The following is a 25,996-nucleotide window of genomic DNA, read 5'->3' on the forward strand; positions in this document are numbered from 1 at the left end:
GGTTAATCGGTGATGAACTCGAAATTAATTTTGGCACCATCGATGGAGTTTAGGATCTCGTCTTCCTGTTCATCGAAGATGAGCTCGGGAGAGATGGTGACACTCTGTTGCCGCTCTTGCTTGATAAACAGATTGCGCAGCCGATAGGGGGCGTCTTCGCTTAACGCGGCATTGAGCACGTGATCAATATTGGCCGGCAGCTTGAGGTTGAGCGGCTGTGATATTGGCTCGGGTTCTATGGCAATGGGTTCGACGTAGATTGGGGTTGAGGGCATTATTGCCGGCTCATTAGTGCGTGGCGGGCGCTGAGCTGGCAGTAACGGGGCAATAGCAGGCATAATCGCGGTGCTAAAGCGGGATTGCAAACGCTGCCGCTGATCCTGATCGAGCAAGAACAGGCTACCAATGATGGTTAGGCAAAGCAGGGTCAGCAAGGTTAATAGTCGCTTTCTCACCGGATGAAAACCTATTGCAGGGTATAGCCGGCACCGTCTTCACTTTCAAGATCGGTGATCGGGTCAAAGCCAAGAGACTTGGCATCCTCGAGGTTGTCGCTGGCCACCTGATGCAGATAGATATCCAAGGTTGGACCACCGCACATGGCAATGACAGCCATCTGACTTTTTTGACCGGTTTTCGAATCGCTGACTTCGACGCCGTGTGAGTTCAATATATCCGCGGATTCATCGATGCTCATGCCGCTGTCGGGCTCGCATTGTAGGGCGCCGGTATCGCTATAGACCCATAGTTTATCGAGCACAGCATCGGGGTCGGGGTGTTGCTCCGGCGGGTTGTTGGCGCAGGCCGTCAGCATCAGCACAGCCATAACGGTGATGATCTTGTTCATTTTATTATCCTTATAGGTGCTCGGCGACAAGAAAGGCCAGTTCCAGGCCCTGCTCGCCGTTTAAGCGTGGGTCACATTGGGTTTTATAACACTGTTGTAGATCGGCCTCACTCATCCCCTTGATGCCGCCAATACATTCGGTCACGTGTTCGCCGGTAAGCTCGAGGTGAACGCCACCGGCGATACTGTTTTCGGCCTGGTGAATGGCAAAAAACTGTTTGATTTCACTGAGGATGTTGTTGAAGTCTCGGGTCTTATAGCCGTTGCTGGTAGACTGGGTATTACCGTGCATGGGGTCGGATATCCAGCTGACATTGCGGCCCTCTGTCTGAATATCACGGATGATTTTGGGCAGGTGATCGGCGATCTTGTTGGCGCCCATGCGGGTAATCAAGGTGATACGACCCGAGCGATTATCCGGGTTGAGGCTATCGAGCAACGGTAAAATCTCATCGACGGTGGCTGTCGGCCCCACCTTGATACCGACCGGGTTGATAATGCCGCGAAGAAACTCGACGTGGGCGCTGTCGATTTGACGGGTACGCTCACCAATCCACAGCATATGGCCAGAGCCACCGTAGAACTGACCGTCGTGGTCTTGGCGAACCAATGCCTGTTCGTATTCCAGCAGCAGCGCCTCGTGGGAGCAGAATAAATCGACTTGATGCAACGAGGGGGTATTACTCGAATCGATGCCAACCACCGACATAAACTCCAGTGATTGCTCAATTTTCTGGCTCATCTGCAAATAAGCATCGGCGGCACGGCTGTGATTAAGAAAGTTTGGGTTCCAATCCTTGACCTTGTTGAGGTCGGCCTCGCCGGAATTGGCCAGCGCCCGCCATAGATTGAGACCGGTGGCCGAATATTGATAGGCCTGCAACATCCTCATTGGGTCAGGCTCACGGGCACTGCCGGTAAACTCGATGCCGTTGATAATGTCGCCGCGATAGCTCGGCAGGGTAATACCGTGCTGAGTCTCGCTGTCGCTGGAGCGAGGCTTGGCGTACTGGCCGGCAAAGCGGCCGAGTTTGACCACCGGTTTTTTCATGCCGTGGGTTAATACCACGGCCATCTGTAAAATCTGCTGGAAGGTTGCGCGTAGTTTACGCTCGCCAAACTCGTTAAAACTCTCGGCACAGTCACCTGCCTGCAATAAAAACGCCTCGCCGCGCTCGACGGCGGCAATTTGGCCCGTGAGGCGACGAATCTCCTCTGGCAATACCAGCGCCGGCATATCGCCCAGGGTTGCCGTGGTTTGCTGTAATAGAGTTTGATCGGCGTAATGGGGCATTTGCCGGCCGGTGTGCTGTCGCCAGCTGTCGGGCTGCCAGTGGGGCGTGGTATTGTTCATTATGCTCACAGAAATCGGGATATTCAGAGCTATAGTGTAGAGCGAGTGCAGGGTGATAAACAACGACTATCAGCGCGCTGGCGATAAATTAATGCATTGCGCTGGTGATCAGCCGACTGATCTTGATTTATAACAATTAATCGCAATATGGAACCGCGACGATTATGCTAGGTCAAAGTATTTTTTGCGGAGTATCAGTATGCAGGATCGTTCAACCCACTCAGTATTTCTTGGCTACATTATTTGGATCTTTGGCTTCATCGGTGCCCACCGTTTTTATTACGGCAAGCCAATCAGTGGCACGCTGTATTTTTTCACCCTGGGTTTCTTCTTTATCGGCTGGATTATCGATTTGTTTCTCATCCCCTCGATGCACGAGGAGGCCAATACCCGCTTTGCCGTCGGTGAGTGTGATTACTCGGTGACCTGGCTGCTGCTTACCTTTACCGGCATCTTCGGCCTGCACCGCCTCTACATGGGCAAGTGGGTCACAGCCATTGTGTTTTTCCTCACCGGCGGTTTGTTTCTGGTCGGGCTGCTCTATGACTTCTGGACCATGAACCGCCAAGTCGATGAGCTTAACCGCGGTATCATTGGCTAAGCGGCATTAGCCAGTGGGCGTATTACTGCGCCGCTGGCTGCTCGAGCTCGATGCCGTGTTGCTCGATCAGCTGGCTGATTTTCATGGTCAATTGGTGTCTGGCGATAAAGAAATCGCGCTCGATGGTCAGGGTCAAATAACAGCGTACGCGCAGGATGATACCTGAGCGGTGAAAGCCTTCGGCACCAACAAACAGCCACTTTCCATCGACTTCACTCTGCTCGTTTAGCATTGTCGTAATGGCCTCAGAGGCATCGGCAATGGCCTGTGCTGCGGTGCTGTTGGCGAGGTTAATGTGTAAGTCGACCAGGGATCGCTCCTTGCGTGTCTGGTTGCTGATAATATCCTGCGACACCATATTATTGGGGATGATGACGACGGTCTCATCCTCGGTGCGTATCTTGGTCGAACGCAGGCCAACACTTTCAATAAAACCAATATGATTGCCAATCGATATTTTATCACCGGGGCTGAAGGGGCGGTCGGCGAGAATCACTGCTGAGCCAAAAAAATTGGCAATGGTGTCGCGGGCGGCGATGGCAAAGGCGAGGCCGCCAATACCGAGACCGGCAATCATGGTTTCATAGGGAATACTGAAAATCTCGGCAAACATAATGGCACCGGTGATAAACAGTATCAATTTGGTCAAGCTGCCCACCAAAGTGACCAGGATGTCGTCGAGTACGGTATTGGTGGTCTGGGCCTTCGACAACAGAATGCGCTGTACCTCGTTGACGATAGACAGCGCCAACCAGATGCCACCGGCAACAATCAGCGAGTGACTGACGGTGCGGACCAGGGTGAATAAGTAGTCGGGAATGCCGAGCAGCACAAAACCATTAGACCACAGGCTACCGCAGATAATTAACATGCTGGGGTAGCCAAATTTACTGTCATTATCGCCGGCACTGTTCTGCAGGGTCAGGGGAAGCCGTTGCAGTGTTTGTGTGATTATTCGGCCGCTATACAGGGCGGTAAAAAAACCCATTAGGATAAAAATAATGGCCGCAATTATCTGCCATAGTTCGAGTAGGAAAATGTTGACTGTCAGTATCGGGGCGACACTGTGAATGACTCTTCTGAGGGTGAAGTAGAACGCCATATCATCGATGCTCACGGCGCCTTGCACCTTGGGCAGGGGCTCCAGCGTGTCGTACAGTTGACGGATTGTTGTCAGGGTGTCGGGGGTGAACTGCCAACGTTTTTGGCCATCGGCATCGACAGTGGGTGCGATGACAATATCGCCACGTGGGTGACTGAAATAGACATAGGGCTGGTCGCTGTCGGGGTTGTTCGGAATTTCTTGCCAGATTACATAGCTGATGCGATCGATAGACTGTTTCAATGACTCGGCCAGTATGGGTGTTTCCCACTGACGAATGTTATTCGGGATATCGCTTAGATCGAGGGTTTGGCGAACGTGCTCGCTGCCACCGCTATGCCATTGGGGGAGTTGCTGTAGAAAAGTCCGCATGGTGTCGCGCGGCGTACGTAGTTGCAAATAGGCCTGGCTATTGATCTCTCCCTGGTCGGTCAGCTTTAGGTAGTCGTCGAGTTGTTGTTGCAATATATCGAGGTCGGGGAGGAATATTTGCCACCGCTGACCCACTCGGTCAATTTGCAGGTAAAAGGTCAGACCGCTGTGGCCCAGTTTTAGTGGCAGGGTGAAGTGAGAGGCATCGAAGCCATCGCTGGCCGAGAACACCCGTAGAGTCGATTGGTCGATGATGCGCAGCAGTAAACGCGCTCGCTGGGTATAGCTATGGTATGAATCTCCCGAGTCGTAGTCGATCTGCAGAGTCGATAATAACTCGTCCATCAAGTTGGCCTCGCCACTGCGGACTTTGTTGCCGAGGGTTAAAAAACTACGCAGAGTCTCCCGCGGTGAGGTGGTATTGGTGTGGCTGCTACGCGGCGTGATTTGTCGGTCGACCAGTTTGCCGTTCCACCACTCGCCGTTATCAAAGCGACCCGAAAAAGTCTGTTGGTCAGGGGCGAGCACGAAAATAAAATTGCCGTTGGCGTTTTTCTGGGTCCAGACACCGGTTAGCGTATCGCCGTCGATAGTCGCCTGGATATAGCCATCGTACGGCTGGTAATAGCCAGTGACACCATTGCCGCTATCTTCCAAGGTGATCTCGGCGCCTCCATCGCGCCATACTGAGTCCCACCGTCCCTGCCAGGGTGAGTCGGCGAGGGTTGGCATGCTGCACAGCATGAATGTGGTGATAAAGCCGCAGCGTAGTAATCGGAACAGTGGTTTCATGGGGTCGATTTTATTAGGGTTGTCGCCGGGATGGACTTTGTGTTGATCGAGGTCAAAGCGCCTGAAAACAACCGTCGTGGATTGGTAAATATCTGTTAATCTTAACTTTAGTCTAGTTGCACTAATAATGTCGAGTGTTGTCTTATGGGCGTCAACAGTCCCGTTGCACAGCTTTTGCTTCGAGATCTGATCGAACCGCTATAATTATTTGGCCTTGAATCTAACCCTGCGAGAGAGCGTCCTATGTCGAAAACACGATTATTGAGTAAGTTAATTACCGCCACCGCCGTGTTCGGCGTCGCGCTGATCACAGCCTGTAGCAGCCAGCCAGAGGGTGAGGGGATGAAAGCGATTGAAACCGTTGTTGTGTATCGCGAGAAAATGGCATTACCGCCCAATGCCGAGTTGACGGTGAGTTTTTCAAATGTGGCGAAAATGGATGTGGCGGCCGAACTGATCAGTTCGGTGACACTGACAGCGCCAGGTAATCCGCCGTTTGATGTGACACTGCCCTATGAAGAGGCCAAGATCGACGAACAAGGCCGATACTCGGCACGAGCTGTGATCAAGGTCGATGGTCGTCTGATGTTTACCACGACCACAGCCAACGATGTTTTTGCGCCCAATGATGACGGTAAAACAGTATTGATGATGGAGCGGGTAAGCCACCGTGCCGCCGCCGCAACGGCACCGAATGCCTCATTAACCAACACCTATTGGAAGCTGATGACGCTCGACGGCAAGCCCGCACCGGTGGGAGCAGATGACCGTGAAGTCTATTTTCAAATGATGGAGCAGGATAATGCTGTGCGTGGCTTTGGTGGCTGTAATCGTTATATGGGCACCTTTAGTTTCGATGAGAACGGCCTCAATCTTAGCCCCTTGGCCAGCACTATGATGGCCTGCCCAGAGGGCATGGACTTAGAGCAACAATATCACCAGGCACTGGCTAAGATGAAGACGGTCTCGGTAGACGGTGAAACCCTTACGATGCAGGATTCCGCCGGCGTGGTCGTGGCAACATTTGAATCCCGCTATATGCAGTAGTATATTAAAATTAATAGATTAATTACCCTCACTCAGGAAGAACTATGAGAAAACTAGCCACTGTTGCAATATCGGCCAGCCTAATGACCCTCCTTGCAGCCTGTAGCAGTCAGCCCGCTGCAGACGATGAGCAAGAGCTCACTCTGGATGTGATTGTGCAGGCGGGGCGTGATGCCGCCGATACGATAATTGAAAACAACAGTGTTGAGACCAAGACCGATGAATATCTCGATTTAGAAGGCACGCAAAACAGTATGATTGAGTTGGGCTTGGTACACGCCAGCGATAATGTTGCGCTGGCCCGTGATAATGCCGATATGGTGTGCCGCTATGAACTCGACCATCGTCGTGGTATCGAGCTGGGTTTGATCGATCACGCCGGTGCTACTTACTATGGCCAGTGCGCGGAACTCGTCGCACAGTCGATCAAAGAGCAGCCCGCTGAACAGCAGCCCCAGTAATAGTGTCTGCTGTGCGAACAAACGTCTGCTTGCAGGCGTTTTTTTTTGTTATCGACAGAGAATGAGTAGATGACTCCCGCGTCAAAGGCGGCCAAGAGAGCCGGTATAGCGTTTCAATTACACCGTTACCAGCATGATGCGGCAGCTGCTTCCTATGGCTTGGAGGCGGTGGAAAAACTCAACTTGCCGGCTTCACAGGTGTTTAAAACGCTGGTGGTCGAACTGTCGTCCCAGGCGTTGGTCGTTGCAGTACTGCCGGTGGACCGGCAGCTAAATCTCAAGCAATTGGCCGCTTTATTGACGGCAAAAAAAGCGAAAATGGCCAACCCCGATGACGTTAAGCGCAGTACCGGCTATGTGTTGGGTGGCGTCAGCCCATTGGGGCAACGCAAGGCTTTGGCGACGGTGATTGACCGCTCCGCCTTGGCCTTTGACACTATTTTTGTCAGCGCCGGCCAGCGCGGCCTAGAAATTGAGCTCAGTGGCGAGGACTTACGGGATTTAACCTCGGCCACGGTGGCCGATATCGGCAGTGTCTGAGTTTTCACAAAGCCGGCATACCGATATGTGTTCGCAGGCAACATTGACCCGGTCGTCAAAAAAGTGTCTAACAGTGTTTTCATACCGATAAAACCTGTAGAATGCGCCAACCATCAATGAGTAGTGCTTTGTAAAACATGTTTTTAAAACCATATTACACCGAGCTAGAGGCGGGGCGTTTTTCGTTCACCCGTCAGCAGTCTAGCGATTTTGCCAAATTAATCTCCAATGACTTTAACCCTCTACACGATGTTGAGACCAAGCGTTTCTGTGTGCCGGGCGATCTTTTATTCGCCAAGATCCTGACCAGCAAAGGCTTATTTTCAAAGATGAAGGTCAGCTTTAGCGGCATGGTTACCGATGGCGTCGAGCTTGATTCGGTGGTGGATTCCGCTGAACGTTTGACCATTAACGATAGCAAGGGCAAAGAATACCTTGCCATTGAGCACAACGATCAGGTCACCCACGATTTGGCGCTGATCGAGCAGTTGGTGCGCAGCTACGTGTCTTTTTCGGGTGAAAACTTCCCCCACGTGCTGGTGCCGTTAATGCATGAGCAGAACGTGATGATTAACCCAGCGCGTCCGTTGATTATCTACGAGAGCATGTCGGTTGAGCTCGACACCTTGGATTTGGTTAAACCGGTATTGAAGGCGACGACATCGGAGTTGAAAATTGACGGTAAACGGGGGCGTGTGACCCTGAACTTTGCCTTCGAAGACGAGGGTAAGGTGGTCGGCAAGGGCAGCAAGTCGATGGCGCTGGCCAATCTGCGTGAGTACGATGACGCGGTGATGACTGCGCTGGTTGGTGATTACAATAAAGCCAAGGATAATTTTACCGGCTAGGCGGTGAACTTGCCGGGTAATACAACCCTAAGGTGTTATATTTTAAAAGGTCGTTTGCTTTGCAGACGGCCTTTTTTTATGCTGATACACCGCTTGGAAGTAGCCACGAGATAACCATGAAAAAGATTTTTGCCTACGGTTTATTGCAGTACCCCGATTTGTTGAATGCGTTGATCGGCAAAGCGCTGCCGATAGCGTCAGCTTCGCTGCTGGATTACCGTCGACGCTCTATTGATCACCCTGCAGTCTCTACCATTGCAATGGCCGTTGAGGAACCGGGACATCGTATAGAGGGGGTGGTTATTTCGCAGGTTGATGCGCAGTCGTTAGCCATACTCGATGCCTTCGAAATGCTCGATGAGGGCTGGTATAGTCGCCGCTCGGTCACCGTACAAATGGACGATGGCACAGAACAGCAGGCTGAGCTTTACTGTGTAGGTGCCTTGGCTGCCGGCAATATTGGTGGTGACTGGCCGGAAGAACAATTTTACCAAGCTAACTATCAGCACTATATTGAACACATTATCCCCGATTTCTTGCAGACGTTGGCCAGTTAAGCACAGGCCGCCGATCCGCCTTTAATCCGCATTGAAAGCCTAACTTTGAGAGCGACTATGACAACGTATAGAGCCCTGCAAACCGTAAAAACCGACCACGGATTCACCACCGACATGATTGAATTGCCCGCGTTGGAAGCCGGCGATGGTGAGCTGGTTGTGGCCGTCGAATACTCGTCGGTCAACTATAAAGATGGCCTCTCTGCCGCCGGTAACCCCGGCGTCACGCGACAGTTTCCCCATGTACCTGGTATCGACGCCGTGGGCAGGGTGCTGCAGTCCAATGACGATGGCTTTGCCGTGGCTGAGCGCGTACTGGTCACCGGTTATGATCTGGGGATGAATACCGATGGCGGCCTCGCCGAGCAGTTGAAGATACCGGCGAGCTGGGCGTTGAAGCTGCCGGCCGATTTATCGGCACTCAATGCAATGGCGTTGGGCACTGCCGGTTTAACCGCCTACCTCTGTCTCGATCGCTTGGAGCGGGCTGGGTTGCAGAAGGGAGCCTCTATTATTGTCAGTGGTGCAGGTGGTGGTGTTGGCTCCGTGGCTGTCGCGCTGGCCAGTAGTCGGGGCTACCGGGTGACGGCGTCCAGTGGTAAGGCCGAGCAGGGGGAGTGGCTGACGGCGCTGGGGGCGGCGGAGGTTATCGACCGCAGCGAATTGTCGGAGGAAAACAAGCGTCCTATGCTCAAACCGCGTTGGGATGCCGGTATAGACTGCGTCGGTGGCTTTACCCTGGCCAACATGGTCAAGCAAATTACCTACGGCGGCCATGTCAGCGCCTGTGGCTTGGCCCAGAGTGCCGACTTACCGTTGACCGTGCTGCCGTTTATTCTCAACGGTGTTGGTCTGTTGGGGGTGGATTCGGTCGAGTTGCCGCTGTCGGCCAAGCAGGCAGCGTGGCAGGCCCTATCCCAGATCGATGATCAGCTGGGCTTGGAGAAACTGTTTAAAGTGATTAGCTTAGAGCAGAGTGTTGATGCACTATCCGAGGTGTTAACCGGCTCGGTTTTGGGGCGGACAGTGGTCGATGTAAACCGTTAAACAATGATTGAATGCATAAAAAAAGCCAGCGATTGCTGGCTTTTTTTATGCTTGATTGAAACTACTTCATGGTTGGCATGGTGAATTCTGCCTGTAGGTTTTCTGGCCAGCGAGCCGTCACAGTCTTCATCCGGGTGTAGAAACGAACGCCGTCTTGGCCGTGCATATTCAGCGGGCCAAAGATGGAACGCTTCCAGCCACCAAAAGAGTGGAAGGCCATGGGCACAGGGATTGGCACGTTAATACCGACCATGCCGACGTGAATACGGTTGGCGTATTGACGGGCGGCGCCACCATCACGGGTGAAGATGGCGGTACCATTGGCGTATTCATGGCTGTTGATCAGTGCAATCGCGTCCTCGAGAGTGTCGACACGGACCACGGCCAATACTGGACCAAAGATCTCTTCCTGATACAGGCGCATGCCGGGCTTAACGTTATCGAACAAACAGCCGCCGATGAAGAAGCCATTGGAGCCATCAGTGGTTTCGACACCGCGGCCATCGACTACCAAGGTGGCGCCTTCGGCCACGCCCTGATCGACATAGCCGGTGACTTTGTCAAGGTGGGTCTTGGTCACCAGAGGTCCCATTTCCATTTCAACATCGTTACCAAGACCATTACCAACACGGAGTGCCTTGACCTTTGGTGTTAGCTTGGCGATCAGCGCATCGGCCGCTTCATCACCGACGGCAACCGCGACAGAGATTGCCATACAGCGCTCGCCAGCAGAACCGTAGGCGGCACCCATCAGCGCGTTAACCGTGCCGTCGATATCGGCATCGGGCATCACGACCATGTGGTTTTTGGCGCCGCCGAGGGCTTGGGCGCGCTTGCCATACTTGGCCGCTTGCTCGTAGATATACTGGGCAATAGGGGTGGAGCCTACAAAGCTTACCGCGGAAATGTCAGGGTGTTGAATCAAGGTGTCGACGGCAAACTTGTCACCGTTTAAGACGGTGAAGACGCCATCGGGCAGACCGGCCTCGGTGAGCAATTCAGCGATGCGAATAGCAACTGATGGATCGCGCTCCGAAGGCTTGAGTACAAAGCTGTTACCACAGGCGATAGCGACAGGGAACATCCACATTGGCACCATGGCGGGAAAGTTAAACGGGGTAATACCGGCGACCACACCCAGCGGCTGCATCAATGAGTAGGAGTCGACACCACGGCCGACATCGCTCGAGTGCTCACCTTTCTGCAGGTGTGGAATACCGCAGGCGAATTCGACCACTTCGATACCGCGGGTTAATTCACCCATGGCATCGGAGAACACCTTGCCGTGCTCACGGGTAATCATGGCAGCAAGTTCATCGGCGTGCTTCTCAAGCAACGCCTTGAACTTGAACAGTACTCGGCTTCGGTTCAGCGGTGTGGTGGCTGCCCAGCCAGTAGAGGCCGCAGTCGCCGTGGCGATGGCAAGTTCACAATCTGCGGCGGTGGCCAGCGATACCTGGCTGGTCACGTCACCAGTGGCGGGGTTGAATACGTCGCTGCGGGCGGTGCCGCTGGAGGCGTGGTGTTGACCGTTGATGTAGTGACCGATAGTGGTTGTCATGATGAATACCTTAACGCTTTAATAAAATAGAGTGAAACCACCGCTTATGCGGTGGCTTGGATGACCTCGGCAAGGGTGCCGAACAGTTCATCGATATGGCTGTGTTCGATAATTAATGGCGGACTCAGAGCAATAATGTCGCCGGTCACTCGAATCAATACGCCGCGCTTATAGCACTCGGTAAAGACTTCAAATGCGCGTGCACCGGGGGCACCGTCACGGCTCTTGAGGTCGATAGCGGCTACCAGGCCGTAGTTGCGAACATCTTGAACGTGTTCTAATTCTGCCAGGCGGTGAGCGCCATCTTCGAAGTACTGACCGAGGCTGTGGGCCTTCTCGAAGAGATTGTCCTTCTTATAAATGTCCAGGCTGGCCAGCGCCGCAGCACAGGCAACCGGGTGACCTGAATAAGTATAGCCGTGGAAGAACTCAATCATCTCCTCGGGCCCTGCCATAAAGGTGTCGTGGATCTTGTCGCTGACGAAGACTGCACCCATTGGCACGGCGCCGTTGGTCAGGCCTTTGGCTGTGGTAATAATATCGGGTGTGACGCCAAATTCTTCGGCGGCAAAGCAGTTACCAATACGGCCGAAACCGGTGATCACCTCATCAAAAATGAGTAGAATGCCATATTTGTCGCAGATATCACGCAGTGCCTGTAAATAGCCTTTGGCAGGCAGAATAACACCGGCAGAACCCTGTAGCGGCTCGACAATAACAGCGGCAATGGTCGAGGCGTCGTGCAGGCCGACAATGCTCTCGAGTGCTTGTGCCAGCTCGACACCGTGCTCGGGCAGGCCACGACTAAAGGCATTGAGATCGATGTTAAGGGTGTGCGGTAGGTGATCGGCACCGGGTAATAGAGGGCCGAACATCTTGCGATTATTGACCAGACCACCGACGGAGATACCGCCGAAGCCGACACCGTGATAGCCTTTTTCGCGACCGACAAAGCGGGTGCGACTGGCTTCACCACGGATGCGGTGATAAGCGACAGCAATTTTTAGTGCCGTATCAACCGACTCGGATCCCGAGTTGGTGTAAAAAACCTTGTTAATACCTTCCGGGGCCAGTGCGACTAAGCGGTTTGCCAGTTCAAACGGCAGTGGGTGGCTCATCTGAAAACTGGGGGCATAATCGAGCTGTTCAATTTGATGTGAGACCGCCTGGGTGATCTCTGAGCGGCTATGACCGGCGTTACAACACCAAAGACCAGCGGTACCGTCGAGAATCTGACGGTCATCATCGGAGGTGTAGTACATCCCCTTGGCCGCTTTCATTATGCGAGGTGTTTTTTTAAATTGACGGTTTGCCGTAAACGGCATCCAATAGGCATCCATCGTGTTTTGTGGGGTATTAGCCATGGATTTGCTCCTCTTATAGCGCTCTTCTGGGGCGCTTGATAATGATATAAAGTTCTGTCTCTATTAGTAAAATTTGCTAACCTAGTGTTTTCTGCTGCGGTTTAGCTTGAGACGGTGAAGTAGAGCATAAGGGTGTTTAATAAAATTTACAATTATTAAATTTGATGCGATATAATTTACGCCCACTGTAAAATGTTTTTGACACCGGTTAAAATCTTAAGCACAGTGGATTTTCCTTATAAAAAGGCATCAAACAGGCCATCGATAGGCGGTTTGTCTAATAAGAGACGAGGAGACAGTGTGGATATAGGTGAGCGGCTAAAAAATATTAGAAAGGACTATGGCTATTCTCAGCGAGAGCTGGCCAAGCGAGTTGGGGTGACTAACAGTACTATCTCATTGATTGAGCAAAACAGAGTCAGCCCGTCGGTGGGGTCGCTGAAGAAGGTGCTCGATGGTATTCCTATGTCGCTGGCCGATTTTTTCGCCGTGGACGCCGGTGAGAAAGATCAGCAGTTCTTCTATCAATCCAATGATTTACCCGACCTTGGTACCGAGGGTATTCAATATTTGTTGGTGGGCGCTAACCGCAACGACCGTCAGATGTCGATTATGCGTGAGGTTTATATTGCCGGCAGTGATACCGGTGAGGAATTACTCAGCCATGATGGCGAAGAAGGTGGCTTTATTGTCCAGGGCCAGCTCGAATTAACCGTTGATGGCGATGTGCAGCTGCTCAGTGAGGGCGATGGCTATTATTTTGACAGTCGCAAACCCCATCGCTTCCGCAATATTGGCGAGCAGGACTGTGAAGTGGTCAGTGCCAATACGCCGCCGTCTTTCTAAGGTAAACCAGGCACCACAACAGTGGTGGCTGGGCGTGTAGGATCCAGTAAAACGAATAATAAAAGAGATGTAAGGTATGGCGGTAGAAAGAAATCAGGCCTATTGGCTGCAGAAGTTAACAACACTGAACATCGAGGGTCGTGCTTTTATTGCCGGTCGCTATGTCGATGCAGCCGCGGGTGAGCAGTTTGATTGCCACTCGCCCCGTGATGGCCGGTTGTTAACGGCAGTGCAGTCCTGTCAGCAGGCGGATGCGGATATTGCCGTGGCCGCTGCCAAAACCGCCTTCGATAGTGGCGTTTGGAGTGAAACCAGTCCCAAGTATCGCAAGAAAGTGATGCTACGTTTTGCCGATTTAATGGCGCAGCACCAAGAGGAGTTGGCGTTGTTAGAGTCTCTGGACATGGGGAAGCCGGTACTGGAAGCTGAGAGCATCGATATTAAGGAGTCGATTGCCAGTATTCGTTGGCACGCCGAGGCCATCGATAAGGTCTTCGATGAGGTCTGCCCAACGTCCCCCGATGTGCTGGGCATGGTAACCCGCGAGCCGCTGGGTGTGATTGCCGCCATCGTGCCGTGGAACTACCCTCTGTTAATGGCCTGCTGGAAGTTAGGTCCCGCCTTAGCGACCGGTAACAGCGTGATCGTTAAACCGTCGGAAAAATCACCGCTGACCATGATTCGTGTTGCCGCCTTGGCCACCGAGGCCGGCCTGCCCGACGGCGTATTGAATGTCTTACCGGGCTTTGGTCATACCGTCGGCCAAGCCCTGGCACTGCATATGGATGTCGAAGGTTTGGCCTTTACTGGCTCCACTGCCACCGGTAAACGCCTGTTACAGTTTGCCGGTGAATCGAACATGAAGCGCGCGTTTATGGAGTGCGGCGGCAAGTCGCCGAATATCGTCTTTGCCGATGCGCCCAATCTCGACCAGCTCGCCGTCCATGTCGCCGAGTCTATTTTCCACAATCAGGGTGAGGTCTGTACCGCCGCCTCACGACTGTTGATCGATGCCTCGATCAAGACCGATTTCGTTAAAAAGGTGGTGGCTGCGGCCGCCGAGATGCAGCCAGGCGACCCGCTGGACGACGACGCCTTCATGGGCGCCATCGTCGACGATATTCAGCTGGCCAATATCCAGCGGATGGTGGCGATGGCCCTTGATGAGGGGGCCGAGTTGCGCTGTGGTGGCGAGCAGGTGAGGGCCGATACCGGCGGCTATTACTTCGCCCCGACCATCTTCGACAATGTCGATAACCGCATGAAGATCGCCCAGCAGGAGGTCTTCGGCCCGGTGCTGACGGTGATTGGCTTCGATACTGAGGAGGAGGCGATTGCCATTGCCAACGACACCATCTACGGCCTCGCCGCTGGCGTCTGGACCACGGACCTCGGTCGCGCCCACCGCGTCGCCAAGAAAGTTCGCGCCGGTTCGATGTGGGTCAACACCTGGGACGGCGGCGATATGACCACGCCGTTCGGTGGCTTCAAGCAATCCGGCAACGGCCGCGATAAGTCGCTACACGCGATGGAGAAGTACACCGAACTGAAGTCGGTTTGGATTAACTTGGATTACTGAGTTGAATGCTGACTAAAAAAGGCGAGCTATTGGGCTCGCCTTTTTTAGTGTTGGGAAGCGGTGCGCCGGTGCTCGCCCTCGCTGCGTCTATTCCCCCTGAGATTCAGTAACAGATATTCTTCATCTCAACATGAATAGACGCCGCCGCCGGTTTAACGACTGGGGTGGGAGCCTCGAGAGGTTGTCTCGTGAGTCGCCAACTGTCTGGCCACTCTGTCACTGCAAAAACAACCTGTTCAGTGTATAACTACGGCAATTACAGATTTGTTTGGAGTTTCCGTTAATGACGGTGAAACGCAACACGGCTTTAATCACTGGCGCCTCGTCAGGCATTGGCGAAGCCTTTGCCCGGGTTTGTGCGCAGCATCAGTATGATGTCATTCTGCTGGCCCGCAATCAGCAAAAGTTAAACAGCTTGGCGGTACAGTTAAGTGCTGACTACGGTGTTGAGGTGACGGTTAAAACCTGTGATCTGACGGCACCGGACGCCGTCAAGGACTTAGTCGAAGAGCTGCTGACCGAGGGCAAAGAGGTTGATCTACTGATTAATAATGCCGGCAGGGTAGAACATGGTGCCTTTGTGCATATCACACCTGAGGATCACCAAAACATTGTCCAGCTCAACGTGGCTGTTGTGACGGCGATGACGGCCCATCTATTGCCGCGGATGATTGCTCGTGGCCAAGGGCGGGTATTAAACGTCGCCTCAATGGGGGCGTTTCAGCCGATGCCCAGCGTTGCCAGCTATGCTGCCACCAAGGCTTTTATTCTGTCGTTGTCTGAATCCCTTAGCGAAGAAGTAAGAGGCACGGGAGTCACGGTGACGGCACTGTGCCCAGGTCTCACCGCCACCGATATGGTAGCCGGTGCTCAGCAAAAGAGCCCGGCGCTGACCCATATTCCCCGGGCCGTTATGGCTGATCCTTATGCCGTTGCTCAACAAGGTCTGCGTGGCTGCCTTAAGGGCAGGGTAGTTGTGGTGCCCGGCGCCAAAAACTGGATTGTCAGCGTGTTATCGCGGGCCACGCCAAAGTGGTTGGTGCGACGGATTATCGGCCTGGTTGGTCGAGCGACGATATCGCCATAGCCTGCTGCCAATGCTTGTGTCGTTAGCATTAGGCCATAAATCGATATTAGCCTTGTGTCTGTAGTTTTTTCTGCTCACAATACGCCTTTTAAGTAATGCCTATCAGCTGTGCTTATTTTAATCATTTAATAGAGACCCACGAGTATGCCCAGCAATGTTGTTATAGAAGCTATTGCTTACGAACTCCCGAGTACAATCATTACATCACTGAGTATTGAAGAGCAGATTGCTGACAACCTGGCAAAATTTGGTATCCCGCTTGGCAGCCTAGAGATGCTATCGGGCATCAAAGAGCGGCGTGTTTGGGATGCCGGGACAGAACCCAGCAATGTCGCCACCCTGGCGGCGCAGAAGGTGATCGATGAGTCTGGTATTAATGCCGATGACATTGGCTGCATCATCAACACCTCGGTCAGTAAAGACTACATAGAGCCCTCTGTAGCCTGTCTGGTTCACGGTAATCTGAAGCTCTCTGCGCACTGTAGAAATTATGATATTGGCAATGCCTGCCTGGGCTTTGTTGATGGCATGTCGACCATGATGATGATGATCGAAACTGGCCAGATAAAATACGGCCTGATCGTCAATGGTGAAAGCTCTCTCGGGCCTATGGATCCAACCATGGCGCGATTAAAAGACCCCGAGCTAACGATGGAAACCTTCCGTGATAACTTCGCGACGCTGACGCTGGGCTCCGGTGCTGTCGCTATGATTCTCACCCATAAAGACAATTCTCAATCAGGCCACCTGATCAATGGCTCAGTGACCCTGGCCGATACCGATAATAATCGCCTGTGCGTGGGCACACACGAGGGCGGTATAACAGATCCTCAAAAACTGCTGGTTGCCGGTGTAGAGCTCGCCGGTAAAACCTGGAAAACATGTGAAAGAGACCTGGCCAATTGGAGTGATAGCGCGATAGATATTTACATCCCGCATCAGGTGAGTATGCCGCACATCAACAAACTGTCGAAGGCCTTGGGTATGTCGATGGATAAGATATTCCTGAACGTCCAGACGTTGGGTAATATCGGCCCTGCCGCCTTACCGATTACCCTTAAAATGGCGGAAGAAGCGGGTAGAATGAAGGCTGGCGATCACGTCGCGTTATTAGGTATTGGCAGCGGTCTTAACTGCACCGGCATGAGTGTGACCTGGTAGCGCCGTCGCCGGCGCCTCGGTGGGTCGGAGCAATTATCGCTTGCGGGCCGACCATTCGCCATAGCCGGTAATAAACATCTTCAGCGTATTGTCGCTGCACTCGCGGTAGTGCTTGTTGCCGGGCTTGCGGAAGAATGCGCTGATCTCATGCTTGCTGAAGTAGATGTCTACCTGCTGGAACACCTCTAAGATATCCTCGGCGTGTAAATCGAGGGCGATTCTCAGTTTTTGGAAGATCTTATTGTTGTTGAGCTGATCGACCGGCTTGGGTTGTTCGCCCTCGCGTCTGCCGCGGTTGTGGTTGATAAAGCCATTGAGAAATAGCGCCAGCTCCGTGTCGCTGATTTTGAGGTAGGTCTTGTCGCCGTCCTTTTTTGACCAGCCTGTGATCTGCTCCAGCGATGCTGCGAAGTCCGCCAGGGCGAAGATTTCGGTCATGGCGTCATCATTAAGCTCAAGTGTGCTGCGTATCAGGTGCAGGGTTTCGTTGTTCGTCAAAATAATTCCTAGGCTAGGGTAAGGCCAGTACAATCAACACGATTACTGGATGCCCCCATTTTAGCAGAATCTACTCTAAGCCACTATTGGCTATCGGGCTAATAACCGTCGTTTATCCCGCTTGAGAAGGTGAGTCGAGTCCGCCCGCCGATCGATCGATACCGTCGCGTAGTCGGTCATTCCCCTCAACTTCAAAAAGCGCAACGGCAAAGACCAGCAATCACGCCAACGTCTGGTACCAATCATATTCCAGTTGGCTGATGTGACGTTCGAAATCGAGTCGTTCCTCGGTTTTGATTTGGCTGTAGACGCTTTGAAACTCTGCCCCTAAATATTCGTGGATAAACTCGCTGTGTTGAAAATAATGCACAGACTCCTTCCAGTTGCAGGCAATCGACTCGCGCTGCTCTTTATAGGCGCTTAACTCGGTCTCGCTGGGTAGTGGCAGATTGCCATGATCGAAACCGTAACAGATGCCGTTGATGATACAGGCCATGACCACGAAGGGGTTGGCATCGGCGCCGCCGATGCGGTACTCGATACGGGTGGCCGAGGGGCTGCTGAGGGGGATACGCAGCGCCACAGTGCGGTTGTTGTGTCCCCAGCTTTTGTTGATCGGCACAAAGCTGCCCGGCTGAATGCGGTGATAGCTGTTGGCGTGAGGGGCAAAGGCCAGCAGGCTATCCTGCATGGTGGTAATCAAGCCGCTCAGCGCCTGTCGCATCGCTGGATTAATGGTCTCGTTGGTGATCAGTGGGCTGACATCGGGGCTGAAAATATTATTTCCCTGTTGATCTAGCACACTGATATGCACATGCATGCCGCTGCCGGCCAATTGTTGGTAGGGTTTGGCCATGAAGGTGGCTTGGTAGCCGCAGGCCTTGGCGCAGCCCTTGATAATACGTTTAAGCAACAGAGCCTGTTCGCAGGCCAGCACCGGATTATTAATGTGTTGTAGATTGATCTCGAACTGGCCGGGGGCGAACTCGGCGATTGCCGCGGTGGCGGGGATATTTTGTGCCTGGGCGCTCTGTTGTACCAGGGCTAAGAAGTCGCCATAACTGTTGAGGTCTTCAAAGCTATAAACTTGAGTTTCGCAGTCGCGCCTGCCGCTGTCCGGTGAAATAGGGGGCTGGGGCTGACCCTGGGCATCGGTTTTTACATCGAGCAGATAAAACTCAAGTTCAACGGCAACCACGGCACTGTAGCCGTGGCTATCCAACCGTGTGACGGCGTCGGTGAGCACGGTTCTGGGGTCGCAGCGCAGGCCGCTGCCATTGGCTTCGACCATATGGCTGAGCAGTTGCGCGGTTTTAGGTTGCCAGGGACAGGGTGCCAGTGTCTTGGCTTGTACCTGACAGAGGTAATCACGGTCGCCGGTGGCGTCACCGAGTTCAGTGGCCTCGGCTGCCTCACCAGTGATTTTATTACCGAAAATAGAACGAGGTAGCAGAATGCCTTCGGTGATGACTTTTTCGAGCTGATCAATCGGGGTGCGTTTGCCACGTAGTACGCCATTACTATCTGCTAGCATGATATCGACAGTTTCAACGTCGGGGAACTGAACAGCAAAGGCTTGATCGGGGTGGTGGGATTGCATATTTTTTTCTCGTAAGTCTATGATAATTTATATTAAATGTTTATTTATCAATTATATTAAACTGGGTGTTGAAAAAAATAAACACCACTTGTAAGGTGTAGGCTTATTATTAGGTTGGAATTTAACGTGTTTGGAAGATTTTACGGGTATTAAAAAATGGCTATACAGCGAAAACCGGTCGTCTTAGTTTGTGCCGACCGCAAGATGGCAGGCGTACACCCTTTTCACATGGCGGGTGAAAAATATATCAAAGCCGTCGTTGAGGGGGCGGGTGCTATTCCTCTCATTCTGCCCGCCTTGGCACACAGTCAAGACGTTATCGATTTGCTCGATCAGGTTGATGGATTTTTATTGACCGGTGGCTATGCCAATATCGAGCCGCATCACTACGGTGGCCCAGCCGCCCCCTCGGAAGAAATTATTGATCCGGCCAGAGATTCGGCCACGCTGCCTTTAATCCCCGAGTTGGTAAAACGAAAAATTCCATTGCTGGGTATTTGTCGTGGTTTTCAAGAAATTAACGTCGCCTTTGGCGGCTCTATTCACTACCGCGTCCACCAGGTGGAAGGAATGGCTGACCACCGTGAAGATGGTGAGCTGACGTTGGATCAGCAGTATGCCGTGGCGCACCCCGTGACGACAACTGAAGCGGGCAGGCTGCGTGGCATAGTGGGCCAGACATCTATTATGGTCAACTCACTACACGGCCAGGGTATTGACCGGCTGGGTGAGGGGTTGCTGCCGGAGGCAACTGCCGATGATGGTTTGATTGAGGCCGTCAGTGTCAAAGATGCCGAGGCCTTTACCATGGCTGTGCAGTGGCATCCTGAGTGGAAACTGCAGCAGCACCCACAATATTTATCCCTGTTTGAGGCGTTTGGTAATGCCTGTCGTGAGCGTGCTAAAAGCCGCTAAAACGTAGAGACACCCCTTGGGGGGTATTCTTTTAGTGGGTAAAAGCCCGTATAAAATTAGCTTCAAATAGGTGAAACCACATGTCGATGTTAGAAATTAAAGCCTGGTTAGAAAAGAATAATATATTAGATGTCGAGTGCCTTGTGCCTGACATCACCGGCAACGCCCGCGGTAAGATTATCCCGGCGGATCATTTCGTTAATGAAGAGGGTATGCGACTGCCTGAAAGTCTGTTTGTACAAACAGTCAACGGCGATTGGTCTGACGATTGGGATGAGTTAGTCGATGGTGTCGAACCCGATATTGTGATGACGCCTGATTTGGCTTCTATACGCGTCGTGCCTTGGGAGAAGTCTACCGCCCAGATCATTCACGACGATAATGAACAGCTGGACGACTCGCTGCTCTGTCGCTCGGTTCTCAAACGCATCTTGGCTCTGTATGACAAAGAGGGCTGGGTACCGGTTGTGGCGCCAGAGATGGAGTTTTATCTGGTCGCTAAAAATATTGATTCGAACCAAACTATCGAGGCGCCAGTTGGCCGTTCAGGTCGACGCGAAACAGCCTGCCTTTCTTACAGTGTCGAGGCGGTCAATGAATTCGGTAAATTGTTCGATGACATGTACCGCAATTGTGATGCCATGGGGCTCGATGTCGACACCCTGATTCACGAATCGGGCACCTCTCAGTACGAACTTAACTTCAAGCATGGTAATCCGCTACAGCTGGCTGACGAGGTGTTTACCTTTAAGCGCCTGCTGCGCGAAACAGCGATGGAATACGATGTTTATGCCACCTTTATGGCCAAGCCGATGGATGATCAAGCCGGCAGCGCCATGCATATCCACCAGAGTATCGAAGACAAGGACGGCAACAATATTTTTGCCGGCGAAAAAGACGGTGAATACACCGAGTCGTTCTATCACTATATCGGCGGCCTGCAAAAGTATCTGCGTAAGGCCACTGCTCTGTTTGCCCCTAATGTGAACTCTTATCGTCGCTTTATGCGTGATAACTCCGCGCCGATTAATCTGCAATGGGGTGTCGATAACCGTACTGTGGGTTTGCGAGTGCCGATCAGTAATCGACGCGGTACCCGCGTTGAGAACCGCCTGCCTGGTGCTGATGCCAACCCTTATATTGCCATGGCAGTCACCCTTGCCTGTGGTTATTTGGGCATGAAAGAGCAGTTAAAACCGACGGACCCCATGGACGGCTCTGCCTACGATGAAGACTTCGAAATCCCTCGCAACCTAGAGTACGCACTGCGTTTACTCGATGGCTGTGATGAATTGAAAGACGTATTAGGCGAGCGTTTTATTAAGGCTTACAGTTCGATCAAGGCAAAAGAATACGATGACTTCTTCAGTGTCATCACCCCTTGGGAACGTGAACATTTACTGCGCAACGTCTAGTTGCTGCTGCGTCACGGGACCGTTTTAAATAATAATTTTTATAGGTAGATTCGACAATGAACCAGTCACTGGATAATAAAACCCTCAAACAAATGGATCGCGACCACTATTTGCATCCGTTCAGCAACCTTACCGAGATGAAAGAGACCGGTAGCCGAATTATTGAACGTGCTGAAGGGGTTTATTTGTATGACAGTGAGGGCACCAAGACCCTCGATGGTTTTGCTGGTTTGTGGTGTGTCAACATTGGTTATGGTCGTGATGAGTTGGCTGATGTTGCCGCCGAACAAATGAAACAACTGCCGTATTACAACAGTTTTTTTGGCACGACTAATCCGCCGGCGGCTGAGCTAGCGGCGTTGATAAAGGATGTGACGCCAGAGGGGTTCAATCACGTATTTTTTACCGGCTCAGGCTCTGAATCTAACGATACGGTTGTGCGTATGGTACGCCGCTATTGGCAGTGTCAGGAGCAGCCATCGAAGAAATATATTATCGGCCGTCACAACGCCTATCATGGCTCGACGATTGCCGGCGCCAGTTTAGGTGGCATGGGTTATATGCATAAACAGGACGAGGGACTGCCGATGCAGTTTGTCGACCATATCGAACAGCCTTATTGGTTTGCCGAGGGCGGCGATCTTAGCCCTGAAGAGTTTGGTCTTCAGCGAGCACAAAAGTTAGAAGAGAAAATTCTAGAGCTCGGCGCAGAGAATGTCGCCGCCTTTATTGGCGAGCCGCTGCAGGGTGCCGGCGGTGTTATTATCCCACCGTCTACTTACTGGCCTGAAATTCAGCGGATCTGTAACCAGTACGATATTCTGTTGGTCAGCGATGAGGTCATCTGTGGCTTTGGGCGTACTGGCCAGTGGTTCGGTTGTCAACACTTTGGTTATACCCCTGATTTGATGTCTGTTGCCAAGGGGATGACCTCGGGTTATTTGCCCATGGGCGGGGTTATTGTCGGTGATAAGGTGGCCAATGTATTGGTCGAGAAGGGCGGCGATTTCAACCACGGCTTTACCTATTCGGGGCATCCTGCGTCGGCGGCGGTGGCGGTGGCGAATATCAAGATTATCCGCGACGAGGAGTTGGTCGAAAAAGCAGCTAACGATACCGGTAAGTATTTCAGAGAGCAGTTGGCAACCTTTGCCGACCACCCGGTTGTTGGCGAGGTGCGCAGCATTGGCTTGGTCGCTGCCATCGAGTTGTGTGCCAATAAAGAGACCCGTGAATTTTTCCCTAATCAAGGTGATACTGGTAGCCTGTGCCGTAACTTTGCTTTGCAAAATGGCTTGGTTCTACGTGCCACGGCAGATACGATGCTGTTCTCTCCACCGTTGACGATTAGCCGTGAAGAGATTGACGAATTGATTGCCATTACCAAGCAGAGTTTAGATTTTGTGGCAGAACATTACGGCATGAGCAACGGTTAGTGCTAGTGTTGACTGTTAAATTATTAGTAAGCGCAAGAATAAAAATTACATCCAGCATCATAATAGGGGTTAAGTAATGTCAGATGGTTCCAGTAACCAACGTGAAGTTTGTCTTCAAATCAAAAATGTCAGTAAAAATTTTGATGATTTCACCGCGGTAGATAATGTCAGTCTTGATATTTACAAAGGCGAAATTTTTGCACTACTTGGCGCCTCTGGCTGTGGTAAGTCGACACTGTTAAGAATGATGGCCGGCTTTGAAAACTTAAGTGCTGGTCATATGATACTCGATGGCGATGACCTAAGAGAGATGCCACCGTATCAGCGTCCTATTAATATGATGTTCCAGTCCTATGCGCTGTTTCCTCATATGACAGTAGAGCAGAACATCGCCTTTGGTTTAAAGCAGGATAAGATGCCCAAGGCGCTTATCCGCGATAAGGTGGATCATGTGTTAGGCATGGTACAGATGACCAAGTTTGCCAAGCGCAAACCGCACCAGCTCTCCGGGGGGCAGCGTCAGCGTGTTGCCCTGGCGCGTAGCTTGGCAAAAGAACCTAAGTTGCTGTTGCTCGATGAGCCAATGGGGGCGCTGGATAAGAAGCTGCGTACCCGTATGCAGCTTGAGGTTGCAGAGATTATTGAAAACGTCGGTGTTACCTGCGTTATGGTAACCCACGATCAGGAAGAGGCGATGACCATGGCCGACCGGGTCGGTATCATGCACAAGGGTATCATCCGTCAGGTGGGTTCGCCGCACTCGGTCTACGAGCAGCCAAACAGCCGCTATACCGCTGAGTTTATCGGTTCGGCTAACGTCTTTGATGGCAAGTTGGTTGTCGATGAGCGTGATCATGTTGAAATCGATTCACCGTCGTTAAGCAGCAATATCCTTGTCGGTCACGGTGTGGCTGGACGTATGGGAATGGACTTGGCCTATGCGATCAGGCCAGAGAAAATTTCGATCAGCAAGACCAAACCTGATCAGACTTACAATGTGGCCAAGGGTGTGGTCGAGGAAATAGCCTATTTAGGCAGTCATTCTATCTACCATGTAAAATTATCCTCTGGCTTTATCGTCATGGTGCAGTCTAGCAACAGCCATCGCCGCATTGTTGGTGACGGAGAAGACGCTGCTATCACATGGGAAGACGAGGTGTACATTAACTGGGAGCAGAACAGCGGGGTGGTGTTAATATCATGAGCCATTCACGCCCTTTACTCGATAGAATAGGTAGCGGCACTGTCTTAGGTATTCCCTATCTTTGGTTGCTGGTCTTTTTCTTAGTTCCTTTTGCTATTGTGTTGAAAATCAGTTTTGCTGAATCGATTCGCGCTCAGCCGCCAGTGACGCCACTGGTGATATGGGACAGCATGGAAGAGGTATATCAGCTAGCACTGAATTTCTTTGCCTATGTCGACCTGTTTCAATATGAACTCTATTTAGACGGTTATTTAAACTCACTGCGTATTGCCGCGACCTCTGCTTTTCTGTGCCTGTTGATTGGCTACCCAATTGCCTATGTGATCTCTAAAATGCCAGAGTCAACTCGCAGCGTTGCCCTGATGCTGGTTATCCTGCCATCGTGGACCTCTTTTCTGATACGTATCTATGCCTGGTTAGGTCTGTTAAAAAATAACGGTTTGATTAACCATGCGTTATTAAGTATCGGCATTATTGATCAGCCAATACATATGTTGCATACCCCGTTCGCCGTCTATGTCGGTATTGTCTATGCCTATTTGCCCTTTATGATATTACCGTTGTACACCAATTTGGTGAAGCATGATCAAAGCCTGATTGAGGCGGCCAGTGATCTTGGTGCCTCACCTGTGACCACCTTTTTCAAAATTACATTGCCGCTGTCGCTTGCCGGTATTGTTGCTGGTGTGATGCTGGTGTTTATCCCTGCGGTAGGAGAATTTGTTATTCCTGAATTACTGGGTGGTCCAGATACAGTCATGATCGGTAAGTTATTGTGGCAAGAGTTCTTCAGTGCGCGTAATTGGCCTGGTGCTGCAGCGTTGGCTATCTCCATGCTACTGGTATTAATCGTTCCTATTATGATTTACCAATATGTTCAGGCGAAGGAAATGGAGAGTGCAAAAAATGACTAAATCTAAAGTAGCGTCATTCAGTGTGCTGTTTTTTGGCTTTCTATTTCTCTATGGCCCGATTTTCATACTGATGTTTTATTCGTTTAACGAATCTAAGTTGGTAACCGTTTGGGGGGGGTTCTCAACCAAATGGTATGCCGAGCTGTTTCAGGATGAGGCAATGTTGCGGGCGGTATGGAACAGCCTGCGCATTGCGGCAATGAGTGCAACCAGTGCGGTAATTTTGGGAACGATGGCGGCACACGTGCTGATCAATCGTCGCTATTTCCGCGGCCGCACGTTGTTTTCCGGCATGGTAACGGCGCCACTGGTTATGCCAGAGGTTATTACCGGTCTATCGCTGTTGCTGTTGTTCGTGACCTTTAATATGGATCGCGGTATTACTACTATTACCATTGCCCACATTACTTTCTGTATGGCCTATGTGGCGGTCATCATGACGTCACGTTTGACCGAGTTGGACAAGTCAATCGAAGAGGCTGCACAGGATTTGGGCGCAACGCCGGCACGCACGTTCTGGTCGATTACGCTGCCTCAAATTACCCCGGCCCTGGCCTCGGGCTGGTTGCTGTCTTTCACGCTGTCACTCGATGATCTGGTTATCTCAAGCTTTGTTTCGGGTCCGGGTTCTACCACTTTGCCGATGTTGGTTTTCTCCAGTGTTCGGATGGGTGTCAGCCCTAAGATTAACGCCTTGGCAACGTTGTTGGTATTGGTTATTTCGCTGGGTACATTTATCGGTTGGTGGTATATGCGTCGACAGGAACGCAAACGCCAAGAGGAAATGAAGCTGGCCTTTGCAAATGACTAAAATGATGTAACAAGATCCGCGGGGTAAGCATGATGCT

General features: G+C 51.9%; 25 protein-coding genes. 17 read left to right on the forward strand and 8 right to left on the reverse strand.

Features of this window, described 5'->3' with window-relative positions; genetic code table 11:
- Nucleotides 1-2: 2 nt before the first annotated feature.
- The 3 genes from L9P87_RS00735 to L9P87_RS00745 are packed head-to-tail and all read right to left on the reverse strand — an operon-like array spanning nucleotide 3 to nucleotide 2,201.
- A complete protein-coding gene (locus tag L9P87_RS00735; protein ID WP_237442762.1) occupies nucleotides 3-455 on the reverse strand; it encodes a hypothetical protein in 453 nt (150 codons plus the stop codon).
- An 11-nt stretch (nucleotides 456-466) separates the two neighbouring features.
- The gene (locus L9P87_RS00740) at nucleotides 467-847 is read right to left on the reverse strand and encodes a hypothetical protein (protein ID WP_237442763.1); all 381 of its coding nucleotides are present in this window, start codon (nucleotides 845-847) and stop codon (nucleotides 467-469) included.
- Between the two features lie 10 nt (nucleotides 848-857).
- A complete protein-coding gene (locus L9P87_RS00745; protein ID WP_237442764.1) occupies nucleotides 858-2,201 on the reverse strand; it encodes a class II 3-deoxy-7-phosphoheptulonate synthase in 1,344 nt (447 codons plus the stop codon).
- Between the two features lie 199 nt (nucleotides 2,202-2,400).
- Here L9P87_RS00745 and L9P87_RS00750 point away from each other — a divergent pair, with 199 nt between their 5' ends.
- Nucleotides 2,401-2,802, forward strand: coding sequence for an NINE protein (locus tag L9P87_RS00750; protein ID WP_237442765.1), 402 nt, complete (start codon nucleotides 2,401-2,403; stop codon nucleotides 2,800-2,802).
- A 22-nt stretch (nucleotides 2,803-2,824) separates the two neighbouring features.
- Here the strand turns inward: L9P87_RS00750 and L9P87_RS00755 are convergent, their stop codons facing one another.
- Nucleotides 2,825-5,068, reverse strand: a complete 2,244-nt coding sequence (locus L9P87_RS00755) for a mechanosensitive ion channel family protein (protein WP_237442766.1) — start codon at nucleotides 5,066-5,068, stop codon at nucleotides 2,825-2,827.
- A 243-nt stretch (nucleotides 5,069-5,311) separates the two neighbouring features.
- On the opposite strand from L9P87_RS00755, the gene L9P87_RS00760 reads away from it, so the two are divergent.
- From L9P87_RS00760 to L9P87_RS00785, 6 genes are all read left to right on the forward strand, one after another.
- Nucleotides 5,312-6,115: an META domain-containing protein gene (locus L9P87_RS00760; protein WP_237442767.1), complete on the forward strand. Its 804-nt coding sequence runs from the start codon at nucleotides 5,312-5,314 to the stop codon at nucleotides 6,113-6,115.
- A gap of 44 nt (nucleotides 6,116-6,159) precedes the next feature.
- On the forward strand, nucleotides 6,160-6,576 hold the full coding sequence (locus tag L9P87_RS00765) for a hypothetical protein (RefSeq protein WP_237442768.1): 417 nt from the start codon (nucleotides 6,160-6,162) through the stop codon (nucleotides 6,574-6,576).
- Between the two features lie 69 nt (nucleotides 6,577-6,645).
- Nucleotides 6,646-7,116 carry a Cys-tRNA(Pro) deacylase gene (gene ybaK / locus L9P87_RS00770; protein ID WP_237442769.1) on the forward strand — a complete coding sequence of 157 codons (471 nt, stop codon included), beginning with the start codon at nucleotides 6,646-6,648 and terminating at the stop codon, nucleotides 7,114-7,116.
- 137 nt (nucleotides 7,117-7,253) lie between these two features.
- The gene (locus L9P87_RS00775; protein WP_237442770.1) at nucleotides 7,254-7,964 is read left to right on the forward strand and encodes a DUF3581 family protein; all 711 of its coding nucleotides are present in this window, start codon (nucleotides 7,254-7,256) and stop codon (nucleotides 7,962-7,964) included.
- A gap of 116 nt (nucleotides 7,965-8,080) precedes the next feature.
- On the forward strand, nucleotides 8,081-8,521 hold the full coding sequence (locus tag L9P87_RS00780; RefSeq protein WP_237442771.1) for a gamma-glutamylcyclotransferase family protein: 441 nt from the start codon (nucleotides 8,081-8,083) through the stop codon (nucleotides 8,519-8,521).
- 57 nt (nucleotides 8,522-8,578) lie between these two features.
- The gene (locus L9P87_RS00785) at nucleotides 8,579-9,568 is read left to right on the forward strand and encodes a YhdH/YhfP family quinone oxidoreductase (protein WP_237442772.1); all 990 of its coding nucleotides are present in this window, start codon (nucleotides 8,579-8,581) and stop codon (nucleotides 9,566-9,568) included.
- Between the two features lie 61 nt (nucleotides 9,569-9,629).
- Here the strand turns inward: L9P87_RS00785 and L9P87_RS00790 are convergent, their stop codons facing one another.
- Nucleotides 9,630-11,129 (reverse strand): CoA-acylating methylmalonate-semialdehyde dehydrogenase, encoded by a 1,500-nt coding sequence (locus L9P87_RS00790; protein ID WP_237442773.1) that lies wholly within the window; start codon nucleotides 11,127-11,129, stop codon nucleotides 9,630-9,632.
- A 44-nt stretch (nucleotides 11,130-11,173) separates the two neighbouring features.
- On the reverse strand, nucleotides 11,174-12,493 hold the full coding sequence (aptA, locus tag L9P87_RS00795) for an omega-aminotransferase AptA (RefSeq protein WP_237442774.1): 1,320 nt from the start codon (nucleotides 12,491-12,493) through the stop codon (nucleotides 11,174-11,176).
- Nucleotides 12,494-12,793: 300 nt separating this feature from the next.
- On the opposite strand from aptA, the gene L9P87_RS00800 reads away from it, so the two are divergent.
- The 4 genes from L9P87_RS00800 to L9P87_RS00815 all read left to right on the forward strand — a co-directional run bounded on the left by L9P87_RS00800 (nucleotide 12,794) and on the right by L9P87_RS00815 (nucleotide 17,166).
- Complete coding sequence (locus L9P87_RS00800) at nucleotides 12,794-13,339, forward strand: cupin domain-containing protein (RefSeq protein ID WP_237442775.1); 546 nt, start codon at nucleotides 12,794-12,796, stop codon at nucleotides 13,337-13,339.
- A gap of 76 nt (nucleotides 13,340-13,415) precedes the next feature.
- Entirely contained in the window at nucleotides 13,416-14,918 is a 1,503-nt protein-coding gene (locus tag L9P87_RS00805; RefSeq protein WP_237442776.1) for an aldehyde dehydrogenase, read from the forward strand.
- 283 nt (nucleotides 14,919-15,201) lie between these two features.
- Nucleotides 15,202-16,005, forward strand: coding sequence for an SDR family NAD(P)-dependent oxidoreductase (locus tag L9P87_RS00810; RefSeq protein ID WP_237442777.1), 804 nt, complete (start codon nucleotides 15,202-15,204; stop codon nucleotides 16,003-16,005).
- Between the two features lie 144 nt (nucleotides 16,006-16,149).
- A complete protein-coding gene (locus L9P87_RS00815; protein WP_237442778.1) occupies nucleotides 16,150-17,166 on the forward strand; it encodes a 3-oxoacyl-ACP synthase III in 1,017 nt (338 codons plus the stop codon).
- Between the two features lie 33 nt (nucleotides 17,167-17,199).
- Here the strand turns inward: L9P87_RS00815 and L9P87_RS00820 are convergent, their stop codons facing one another.
- Both L9P87_RS00820 and L9P87_RS00825 read right to left on the reverse strand, forming a co-directional pair.
- Nucleotides 17,200-17,664, reverse strand: a complete 465-nt coding sequence (locus L9P87_RS00820; RefSeq protein ID WP_237442779.1) for a YehS family protein — start codon at nucleotides 17,662-17,664, stop codon at nucleotides 17,200-17,202.
- Nucleotides 17,665-17,884: 220 nt separating this feature from the next.
- Nucleotides 17,885-19,264: a glutamine synthetase family protein gene (locus L9P87_RS00825; RefSeq protein ID WP_237442780.1), complete on the reverse strand. Its 1,380-nt coding sequence runs from the start codon at nucleotides 19,262-19,264 to the stop codon at nucleotides 17,885-17,887.
- A 156-nt stretch (nucleotides 19,265-19,420) separates the two neighbouring features.
- Here L9P87_RS00825 and L9P87_RS00830 point away from each other — a divergent pair, with 156 nt between their 5' ends.
- The 6 genes from L9P87_RS00830 to L9P87_RS00855 all read left to right on the forward strand — a co-directional run bounded on the left by L9P87_RS00830 (nucleotide 19,421) and on the right by L9P87_RS00855 (nucleotide 25,959).
- Nucleotides 19,421-20,179 carry a gamma-glutamyl-gamma-aminobutyrate hydrolase family protein gene (locus tag L9P87_RS00830; RefSeq protein WP_237442781.1) on the forward strand — a complete coding sequence of 253 codons (759 nt, stop codon included), beginning with the start codon at nucleotides 19,421-19,423 and terminating at the stop codon, nucleotides 20,177-20,179.
- An 80-nt stretch (nucleotides 20,180-20,259) separates the two neighbouring features.
- Nucleotides 20,260-21,594 (forward strand): glutamine synthetase family protein, encoded by a 1,335-nt coding sequence (locus L9P87_RS00835; RefSeq protein WP_354001871.1) that lies wholly within the window; start codon nucleotides 20,260-20,262, stop codon nucleotides 21,592-21,594.
- Between the two features lie 56 nt (nucleotides 21,595-21,650).
- On the forward strand, nucleotides 21,651-23,030 hold the full coding sequence (locus L9P87_RS00840; RefSeq protein WP_237442782.1) for an aspartate aminotransferase family protein: 1,380 nt from the start codon (nucleotides 21,651-21,653) through the stop codon (nucleotides 23,028-23,030).
- Between the two features lie 76 nt (nucleotides 23,031-23,106).
- On the forward strand, nucleotides 23,107-24,234 hold the full coding sequence (gene potA, locus L9P87_RS00845; RefSeq protein WP_237442783.1) for a polyamine ABC transporter ATP-binding protein: 1,128 nt from the start codon (nucleotides 23,107-23,109) through the stop codon (nucleotides 24,232-24,234).
- Nucleotides 24,231-25,148: an ABC transporter permease subunit gene (locus L9P87_RS00850; RefSeq protein WP_237442784.1), complete on the forward strand. Its 918-nt coding sequence runs from the start codon at nucleotides 24,231-24,233 to the stop codon at nucleotides 25,146-25,148. The genes potA and L9P87_RS00850 overlap by 4 nt, the downstream gene beginning before the upstream one ends.
- On the forward strand, nucleotides 25,141-25,959 hold the full coding sequence (locus L9P87_RS00855; protein WP_237442785.1) for an ABC transporter permease subunit: 819 nt from the start codon (nucleotides 25,141-25,143) through the stop codon (nucleotides 25,957-25,959). The genes L9P87_RS00850 and L9P87_RS00855 overlap by 8 nt, the downstream gene beginning before the upstream one ends.
- Nucleotides 25,960-25,996 lie beyond the last annotated feature (37 nt).

It is taken from the genome of Sinobacterium norvegicum, from assembly GCF_923077115.1.
GTDB classification, from domain to species: domain Bacteria; phylum Pseudomonadota; class Gammaproteobacteria; order Pseudomonadales; family Sinobacteriaceae; genus Sinobacterium; species Sinobacterium norvegicum.

Bases quoted from the DNA above. Each gene is read 5' to 3' on its own strand.
- L9P87_RS00790 (WP_237442773.1), bottom strand. From the start codon at position 11,129: ATGACAACCACTATCGGTCACTACATCAACGGTCAACACCACGCCTCC.
- L9P87_RS00815 (WP_237442778.1), top strand. From the start codon at position 16,150: ATGCCCAGCAATGTTGTTATAGAAGCTATTGCTTACGAACTCCCGAGT.
- L9P87_RS00765 (WP_237442768.1), top strand. From the start codon at position 6,160: ATGAGAAAACTAGCCACTGTTGCAATATCGGCCAGCCTAATGACCCTC.
- L9P87_RS00805 (WP_237442776.1), top strand. From the start codon at position 13,416: ATGGCGGTAGAAAGAAATCAGGCCTATTGGCTGCAGAAGTTAACAACA.
- L9P87_RS00785 (WP_237442772.1), top strand. From the start codon at position 8,579: ATGACAACGTATAGAGCCCTGCAAACCGTAAAAACCGACCACGGATTC.
- L9P87_RS00840 (WP_237442782.1), top strand. From the start codon at position 21,651: ATGAACCAGTCACTGGATAATAAAACCCTCAAACAAATGGATCGCGAC.
- L9P87_RS00740 (WP_237442763.1), bottom strand. From the start codon at position 847: ATGAACAAGATCATCACCGTTATGGCTGTGCTGATGCTGACGGCCTGC.
- L9P87_RS00850 (WP_237442784.1), top strand. From the start codon at position 24,231: ATGAGCCATTCACGCCCTTTACTCGATAGAATAGGTAGCGGCACTGTC.
- L9P87_RS00745 (WP_237442764.1), bottom strand. From the start codon at position 2,201: ATGAACAATACCACGCCCCACTGGCAGCCCGACAGCTGGCGACAGCAC.
- L9P87_RS00855 (WP_237442785.1), top strand. From the start codon at position 25,141: ATGACTAAATCTAAAGTAGCGTCATTCAGTGTGCTGTTTTTTGGCTTT.
- L9P87_RS00780 (WP_237442771.1), top strand. From the start codon at position 8,081: ATGAAAAAGATTTTTGCCTACGGTTTATTGCAGTACCCCGATTTGTTG.
- L9P87_RS00830 (WP_237442781.1), top strand. From the start codon at position 19,421: ATGGCTATACAGCGAAAACCGGTCGTCTTAGTTTGTGCCGACCGCAAG.
- L9P87_RS00810 (WP_237442777.1), top strand. From the start codon at position 15,202: ATGACGGTGAAACGCAACACGGCTTTAATCACTGGCGCCTCGTCAGGC.
- L9P87_RS00750 (WP_237442765.1), top strand. From the start codon at position 2,401: ATGCAGGATCGTTCAACCCACTCAGTATTTCTTGGCTACATTATTTGG.
- L9P87_RS00755 (WP_237442766.1), bottom strand. From the start codon at position 5,068: ATGAAACCACTGTTCCGATTACTACGCTGCGGCTTTATCACCACATTC.
- ybaK (WP_237442769.1), top strand. From the start codon at position 6,646: ATGACTCCCGCGTCAAAGGCGGCCAAGAGAGCCGGTATAGCGTTTCAA.
- L9P87_RS00835 (WP_354001871.1), top strand. From the start codon at position 20,260: ATGTCGATGTTAGAAATTAAAGCCTGGTTAGAAAAGAATAATATATTA.
- L9P87_RS00825 (WP_237442780.1), bottom strand. From the start codon at position 19,264: ATGCAATCCCACCACCCCGATCAAGCCTTTGCTGTTCAGTTCCCCGAC.
- L9P87_RS00760 (WP_237442767.1), top strand. From the start codon at position 5,312: ATGTCGAAAACACGATTATTGAGTAAGTTAATTACCGCCACCGCCGTG.
- potA (WP_237442783.1), top strand. From the start codon at position 23,107: ATGTCAGATGGTTCCAGTAACCAACGTGAAGTTTGTCTTCAAATCAAA.
- L9P87_RS00775 (WP_237442770.1), top strand. From the start codon at position 7,254: ATGTTTTTAAAACCATATTACACCGAGCTAGAGGCGGGGCGTTTTTCG.
- aptA (WP_237442774.1), bottom strand. From the start codon at position 12,493: ATGGCTAATACCCCACAAAACACGATGGATGCCTATTGGATGCCGTTT.